Below are 7,823 nucleotides of genomic sequence, written 5' to 3'. Positions count from 1 at the left end.
ATCCTCAGTTTGCAATTGCTCGTCTGCATCTCGAAAGAGCAATTGCTTTGTCTGGAGAATATTACCAAACTCGCTACTCTATATTTTGGAAAACTTCATCACAAAAGGTGAAACGCTCAGTTAGACAACAATGCAACCAACTGGCATTCGATACGTATTCGCACATGGTTGATTGTGCTGGTTTAGTGAACGAATATGCAGCAAAACAAACATCTGCTGGTATCCCCGAACCAAAACAGTGGCGAGAATTCTTGCTCAATCTGGAATGCGCCTTTGATTGGATCGAGCGTGAGCATAAGACCCAAATCAATTCCAAACAACTAACTCTATTTTGATTCACTTCTTCAAAGTACAAGTTTTCGCTCTTCAGCATCGGCTACGCCCAAAACAGATGAAGAATTAACACTATACATATAGTCATGGTCAGCTTTTTCGCTACACAGGGTTGTCTTTTTGACATACAAACAGTCTTGGACTATGGGCAATCAATATTAAATGTTGCCCAAGAACTAACAAAATCATTAATCGCACACCGCCCTATAACCACGAAACTGCTTCAATCCCAGATGAATCGCCACTTTCACGGCACTGCGGCAGAGGGTAAGTGGTTGTGGAAAAATGCTTACGAAGTTGTTGAGGTTGCACTTATTCTCTACCTGCGACAAAACCCATTATCAGAAAATCCCTTGGAGCAATTGCAACTGCTCGAATCCTTTTGCCCCACACACACCCGCCGGAGTGAGGAACAATTGCAACTACAGCAATTCTCGACTCCGCTACCGTTGGCGTACTTGGTGGCAATGGCGGGACAAATCACTCCTCACGACTTGATTCTTGAACCCAGTGCTGGTACAGGAATTCTGGCTCAGTTTGCCAAACTGTACGGTGCAAGTTTGATGCTGAATGAATTAGCCTCTGACAGAACCAAAATTCTGCGGCGGCTATTCCCTGGCACTCCACTATTTTCTGTGAATGCCGAGCAGATTAACGATTATTTAGCTGGAAAGACTCAGCCCTCAGTTGTGCTGATGAATCCGCCATTTTCGTCGTCGCCCAAGGTGAACGATCGCTCACCCGACGCTACAAAGAGACACATCAACTCTGCACTACAAAGGCTGTGTGACGGCGGGCGGTTGGTGACAATTACCGCCAATTGGTTCTTTCCTAATAGTGCCACTTGGCGCGAAACTTTTGTTAGGTGGCAGGAGAAGTCCAGCGTGGTGCTTTCTGTTGGGGTCAGTGGTCAAGCTTACGCCAAGCATGGGACAACAATCGAAACCCGAATCACCGTCATTGACAAGGTTCCGGCTACTGACCCTCACTACATTCCTTGCATTGGAGAAACCTTAGACTTGCCCGAACTACTGGCATTGATTGAGCAACTACCTCTGCGTTCGCAATGGAATGTTGCAACTATGAAAGCTGCTGTCGTTGCACCGAAAGTGGTTAAACTGCCCAAACGTACTACAGTGGCACAACCAGAATCCTCCGCAGAAATTCCCGATGTGGTAGTTTTGGAGTATGAGGTAGTCGAGTGGGTTGCCAATGAGGGTTTAAAGGATACTCTCTATGAGAGCTACCGACCACAGCGAATCCGCATAAACGGTGCAAAGCCCCATCCCTCATTGCTGTGTGAGAGCGCAGCACTGGCACTTGTCTCGCCGCCGGCTCCGACATATAAACCACATCTTCCACAAAATATTGTTACTCAAGGCTTGTTGTCAGAAGCACAGCTTGAGAGCGTTATTTACGCAGGTCAAGCACACTCAGAATTTCTATCTGGGTCTTATATTGTCGATGATTCGTGGGATAATGTGACTGTAACCGCACAAAGAGAAGAAAATGCCGTAATATTTCGACGTGGCTGGTTCTTGGGCGATGGGACAGGTGCGGGTAAGGGTAGACAGTGTGCAGGTATTATATTAGATAACTGGTGTCAGGGGCGGCGAAAAGCTATTTGGGTATCCAAAAGTGCCGCATTAATTGAAGATGCACGTAGAGACTGGTGTGCGCTGGGTGGTGCTGAAAAGGACATTATCGACCTTAGCAACATCAAGCTAGGCGATCCAATCCCATTCACCCAAGGGATTTTGTTCTGCACCTACTCAACTCTGCGCTCACAAAAGAACGGTAAAAGTCGGCTCAAGCAAATCGTTGAGTGGGCTGGTGCTGATTTTGAGGGAGCAATAGCTTTTGACGAATGCCACAGTATGGGAAATGCTATGGCGCAAGAGGGAACTCTGGGTATGGTTGCAGCATCACAACAGGGTATTGTCGGGCTGCGCTTGCAAAATGCACTTGCCAATGCCAGGGTTGTTTACGTATCTGCCACCGGAGCAACGAAAGTTTCAAACCTCTCCTATGCCAATCGTTTAGGGTTATGGCAAACCGGAGACTTCCCATTTACAAACCGTGAGGATTTTGTGGAGTCTATCTCTGTTGGCGGCATTGCGGCGATGGAGGTGGTGGCTAGAGATTTGAAGGCACTCGGTTTATATTTGGCGCGATCGCTGTCCTTTGATGGAGTAGAGTATCAAACTCTCGAAATTGAGTTAACGCCAGCCCAGGAAAGGATTTACAATGACTATTCCGATGCTTTCCAAGTTATTCATAATAATCTCAATAAAGCACTAGAAGCTTGTAACATTACTGGTGCTAAAACATATAATCGTGCTGCCAAAATGAGTGCGATGTCTCAGTTTGAGAGCCACAAACAACGGTTCTTTAACCATTTGTTGACCGGGATTAAATGCCCTACCCTAATCAAAGCAATTGAGCAAGATTTAGCCCAAGGCAATGCTGTTGTCGTTCAGGTTGTTTCGACTAACGAAGAACTTTTGAAACGGCGACTTGATGAGGTTCCGGCTGATGAATGGAAGGACTTGAACCTTGACCTAACTCCCCGTGAGTATGTCATGGATTATTTGTTAAGTGCGTTTCCGATTCATCTGCATTCCATCCACTCCGGCGAAGACGGTGAGGAGCGTTCCGAACCAGCCTTTGACGCTGACGGTTCACCAATCATTTCTACTGAAGCTGTAGCATTACGCTCGGCACTGGTTGACCGATTGGCTAGTCTTGATCCGATCCCTGGCGCACTAGAACAATTGCTGTGGCACTTCGGTCACAAGCAAGTTGCTGAAGTGACTGGTCGTAGCAAACGGGTGTTGAAGGATGATTCCGGGCGTTTGTTTGTTGATACTCGTGGCAGTGGGGCGAATATTGCTGAAACTGCTGCATTTATGAATGGTGACAAACAAATCCTCATCTTCTCTGACGCTGGCGGTACAGGTCGCAGTTACCACGCTGACTTGAACGCGGTTAATCGTCGTAGGCGATCGCATTACCTTTTAGAGGCTGGTTGGAGAGCAGATAACGCAATTCAAGGGCTTGGACGCTCTCACCGCACCAACCAAGCCTCAGCACCAATCTTCCGACCAGTCACGACAAATGTGCGCGGTGAACGGCGATTCATCAGCACTATTGCTCGACGGCTGGATAGCTTGGGCGCACTTACTCGCGGTCAAAGGCAGACTGGCGGAAACGGGATATTTGAGGCTAAGGATAACTTAGAATCTCAGTACGCGGAACACGCTTTGTTTGAATTGTTTAAGCAGATTTTCCAAGGTCGGTTTTATGAAGTGTCTTTAGGAAAGTTTGAGCAAATGACAGGTTTATCGCTGACTTCCCACGAAGGCGGGATGAAAATCGACCTCCCACCTCTGCGTCAATTCCTCAATCGCTTGCTGGCTTTACGCATTGATATGCAAAACATCATTTTCGAGAGGTTTGAACTACTCTTGAGCCAACAAATTGAAGCAGCACAAGCCGCCGGAATTTATGAGATGGGTGTGGAGACTTTACGGGCGGAACGGTTTACTGTTGAGAGCCAAGAATCAGTTTATACTCATCCTGCCACTGGTAGCGTAACAAACTATCTCAAGATAGAACGTACTCAGAATAACAACATCAAAACTGCTTTTGAGATGCTTGAGTTTGCCACCCAGTACCAGGGACGGCTCATGGTGAATGAGAAGTCAGGCAATGCGGCTGTGTCAATTCCAACACACAGTATCTTCGACAGTGATGGTGGTGTTATTCCACGAGTTTTGTTGGTGCGATCGCAAAAAGAAACTCGCGTGACGGTCGAACAATTGAATTCGTCTGCGTGGCGGCAGGTTTCGGCTGATGCGTTTGTTGCGGCGTGGTCGAAGGAAGTAAACGAACTGCCTAGATTCACCACTGATTACCTACACTTAGTCACCGGGATTTTACTGCCCATCTGGAAGATACTACCACAATCCAGTAGTCGAGTATTTCGATTGCAAACTAGTGATGGGCAGAAAATTCTTGGTCGGGTGGTTTCGGCGCACGACATTGAAACCGTGCGCGAACAACTTGGACTCAAAAACCAGTTGCTAAGTCCCACAGAACTGGTTTGGTTGGTGCTGAACGAGAAGTATTCACAGCAGTTGCCCGGAGGTATAACGCTACGGCGTTCTTTCATTGCTGGTGAGCCTCGCATAGAACTAGTCGATGCTTTATCGCTTGCTAATCAACTGATAGCTGTGGGTTGTTTCACTGAGATTATCAACTGGCGTAAGCGGGTGTTTGTGCCAACTGGCGATCGCGCTGCTGCTGTTTTGAGTGAGGTGATTGAGATTGTAGGTTAATGAACGCAAAGCGATAGGAAAAACCCTATCGCTTTGTTTTTTATCTAAACTTATTAATACAATATTAAAAACAGTATATGAAAAATTATTTTTTAGGTATTTTTTGTGAGTTTTGGAATTGAATTAATCCGAGGAGTTGATAACCTTCCAATTCAGGGTAATATTGAGGAATTAGCTTCTAAGCATATTGATGATTTTGTTAATTTCTGGTCTGAAGAATTACAAAAATATCAAACCCAAGATAAACAGTGGGACTGGTTATTTAAATTAAATTTTATTAAAAGAAATTCGGAATTTGAAGGATATGCGCTCGTAGCAGAAGACAGCACACAAGGGTTAATGAAAATAGAAACCCAACTTCATTCTTCTCATCAAGTATATGGACAAAAGTTAGTATATGTTGAATTTTTGGCTTCAGCACCTTGGAATAGAAGCTTCATTCAACGTCCACCGAAATTTCGCGGTGTGGGGACTAACCTGTTAAGGTACGCCAGGGTCAGAAGTGTCGAGTTAGGCTATGGTGGAAGGGTAGGGTTACATTCCTTGCCTGAAAGTGTGCGATTCTATGAAAATCAATTGATGAACAACTTTGGATTAGATGAAAACAAGGACAATTTGATTTATTTTGAATATGGTCGCTTAGGCCGATAATAGTAAAAAATCTGGATATGGAAGAAAATATTACAGTCGAAGAGGCAATTGAATTATTGTTTAACCGTGAATCCATACAAGCAGCAATTCGTGCTGAAGATGAAGCTGCTTGTGATGTAAGTGCAGGACTTGATTGGGGTAATGATCGGGTGTTTGTTGCCTTTATGAAAAATCCGGCATTATTACATAGGATGACAATACTACGTTTATCCCTCAATCGAGAAATTCGTCAGATCCTTGAGGGATGGAATCTGGGAGTAGGGGAAGAGAAAGCTATTGAAACTGCATCTACACGTTTATTGCCTCGTCTACAATTACCACAGCAAAAAGCTATTACTTTCTTAGAAAGTATATTGATGCGTGATGATTTGTACTCGGAAGAATTGATTGGTGATCGCCAAGTATTACGGGAATTGTTGAGTGTGCTTTACAACAATGAAGACTGGGATGCAATTGCAACTGTTGCCGGAAATGCAGTGCGTGAAGGTATTCTAGTAAATGTTGAGTCATCTCGCTTAATCGCTTAACAAAATTAATATCATCTATACTTCCCACACCAAAGAAACTATGCCTAAGAATTGGACATTAAAAATAGACCAGTTCTTCAATGCAAACCCCCACTGCATTATCGCTACCGTTCACGTTGACAGCTTCCCCTCCGACCTACCGCTAGAACCCAATATCAGAGAACCCAACCGTAAAAGCTCAACATACAGGCAAATCTTCGACTCCTTAACCACTGAGCCTGACAAATTCTTCTCCAGGCATAGCGGAATTGTACTGTGTGCCAATAAGGTCAAGCCCAACAGCAAAAAGACACAGCTAGAATTAGAGATACTGGAAGCCTCTGAAGGCGGCAGCGATGGCATTATCAATGGGGGGCATACGGTTTTAGCCTTTCAACAGGCTCTAGAATACAAGTACGACCTAAGTGAAGCCAGAGTCAAAGTCACAATTCACATTGGGCTAAGTGAGGACGACGCAAAAGACATCGCCCTGGCATCAAACACATCTGCCCCAGTTGATGCACGTTCTAAGGTAAACGCCAGAGGTGACTACAAATTCCTGAAACAGTTTTTAGCCCAACTGGAGCGAGAAGAAAAAACCAAATTCCGAATTGCCTATTACCAGAACCAAAGCGGTGCGCCCAAAAGTCCGCAGTGCAACGTCAACCATCTCATTAAGTTGATGAACTGCCTGGACAGAAACAAATACAATCCAGAAAGCAAAAGCAGAACCAAACACCCACCTGTCAGTAATACGCCATCCTTGAGTGAGACTGAAAGACAACGGCTGTCGAAATTGCTGCCTTTACTGCCCAAGGGGTTATGGATTGAGCAAAGGCTGTTTCAGATAATTGAGGAACACATAACCAAGCCCAGAAGAAAGGGAGTAGTTGACCTCGCCTCCATCGACCCACGCAAGAATACGCTGCTGCCAGATAGCAAATATTCGTTTGGCTTTGCTGCACCTGCTGATATTGCCATGCCAATTGTTGCAGCTTATCGGGTGTTTTTGGATGAGCAGTACAACTGGATCATTCCCTTTGATGAGTTCGCGGAGGATTTTCTGCAACACCTGTGGAACAACTATTACAAAAAATACTTGGTGTCGGAGAAACTAGCTGGTAATACAGTTGGCAGTAAAATCTGCCGGAATCCTGTGATTTGGGATAATCTCTACGTTTCAGCGCAAAGTTACCTGAATCAGCAGTTGATCAGGATGGTTGGCTCAAACACCAAGCGTGAAGAATTGAAACTGGTGAATTAAAGTATAATTATTGCTCCATTCTCAAAATGAACATACTCAGGAGCTAGAAAGCTTATACTGTAAAGTATCTGTAATTTTTATGATTGTGATTAGCTCCTGATTGAAATTACTATGACCAGTACACCAGACCAGCCAAGCAGACTAGACCGGATTGAATTACTGGCAATTAGAAATACTGAAGCCATAGCAGCTTTAACCACCAAACTCAACAATCTCACCGACAAAGTAGATAACTTGACAGATAACGTCAGTGAGTTAACCAGTAATGTAAATTCTGTGTTGGCTAGGGATGCAATTTTAAATGATGTATTGCTAGAACTACGTGATAGCCACGAAGAATTAAAACATAACTTTGAACAGCACCAGCAAAACTTTGAGGAACATCAGCGAACAACTAATGCTGCACTCAATCAGCTTGGGGCTATCTTGGTACAACTAACAAGGATTGATCCGCAAAATTAAACACTATCTCAACAACGCCAATTGATCCTATGGCTAGTTTATTGCTACATAAAGCATAAGCTAGGGTGATCGCGTGCAGAATGTGTTTAGTAATAGCTATCCTAAGAGATAGGGTTTTAGCTTTAGCAGGTGTCTAACAACCAACACAAGCAATGTGAACTATGCCAAAGACAGATGGAACATTTAACTGTCCATCACTTAGGAATGCGGATTAAATAGAATCCAGAATTATGTCACCTGTGGTTTAGCAGTGTAATTCCATTGCGG

Annotated in this window: 6 protein-coding genes; all 6 read left to right on the top strand. The window is 44.5% G+C overall.

Annotation, left to right across the window (positions count from 1 at the left end):
• The coding region (locus H6G76_RS35545; RefSeq protein ID WP_190710890.1) for a hypothetical protein at positions 1-335 on the top strand (335 nt) is incomplete at its 5' end.
• A gap of 84 nt (positions 336-419) precedes the next feature.
• Positions 420-4,673 (top strand): strawberry notch family protein, encoded by a 4,254-nt coding sequence (locus tag H6G76_RS35540; protein ID WP_190710889.1) that lies wholly within the window; start codon positions 420-422, stop codon positions 4,671-4,673.
• Positions 4,674-4,778: 105 nt separating this feature from the next.
• A complete protein-coding gene (locus H6G76_RS35535) occupies positions 4,779-5,324 on the top strand; it encodes a GNAT family N-acetyltransferase (protein ID WP_190710888.1) in 546 nt (181 codons plus the stop codon).
• A gap of 17 nt (positions 5,325-5,341) precedes the next feature.
• Entirely contained in the window at positions 5,342-5,851 is a 510-nt protein-coding gene (locus H6G76_RS35530) for a hypothetical protein (RefSeq protein ID WP_190710887.1), read from the top strand.
• A gap of 40 nt (positions 5,852-5,891) precedes the next feature.
• A complete protein-coding gene (locus tag H6G76_RS35525; RefSeq protein ID WP_190710886.1) occupies positions 5,892-7,094 on the top strand; it encodes an AIPR family protein in 1,203 nt (400 codons plus the stop codon).
• Positions 7,095-7,205: 111 nt separating this feature from the next.
• On the top strand, positions 7,206-7,556 hold the full coding sequence (locus H6G76_RS35520; protein WP_190710885.1) for a hypothetical protein: 351 nt from the start codon (positions 7,206-7,208) through the stop codon (positions 7,554-7,556).
• Positions 7,557-7,823: the final 267 nt, after the last annotated feature.

It is taken from the genome of Nostoc sp. FACHB-152 (assembly GCF_014697475.1).
Classification (GTDB): Bacteria; Cyanobacteriota; Cyanobacteriia; order Cyanobacteriales; family Nostocaceae; genus Nostoc_B.
The sequence above is the reverse complement of the archived record's forward strand: the minus strand, read 5'-3'. Positions and strand labels throughout refer to the sequence as shown.